The sequence below is a fragment of the Rothia sp. HMSC067H10 genome (assembly GCF_001810635.1).
Classification (GTDB): domain Bacteria; phylum Actinomycetota; class Actinomycetes; order Actinomycetales; family Micrococcaceae; genus Rothia; species Rothia dentocariosa.
Map to the genome: position 1 here is coordinate 1 of NZ_KV802282.1, position 409 is coordinate 409.

Sequence of the window (409 nt, forward strand, 5' to 3'; positions counted from 1 at the left end):
TCAGGAAAACCATTCGGGAAGAAAAACTTCTTATTTTTTTCCATTCCTGACCAAGGATACTTGGCCCCGTCAGCAGCGACCACGATGCTATCGTTGAAAAACTCTTTCACCCGCGGCAAGCTTTCCTGTGAAATATCAAACCCATACCCAACCATGACTTGATATAGCCCGCTGCCGTGTAATTGGCGAGTGGCGTAATATACTTCCATTTCTTCCAGAATATTTACGCACGCTGTAACAGCCTTATCATCCATCACGAAGAGGTCATCAAAGTTTTTATACAGCATAAACAGTCCTTGACGCATATCAAACCAGTTAATCAGGCAGGCATCTTCCGAAGCCCAGCGCAGGTTAAAATCATCCGGAATAGCATAGACACTCTCAATACTCTCAACCAGACGATAGGCAA

1 pseudogene is annotated in these 409 nt (G+C 44.5%); it reads right to left on the bottom strand.

What is annotated here, in order from left to right:
* Positions 1-409: pseudogene (locus HMPREF2756_RS02155) on the bottom strand (hypothetical protein); the annotation flags it as partial.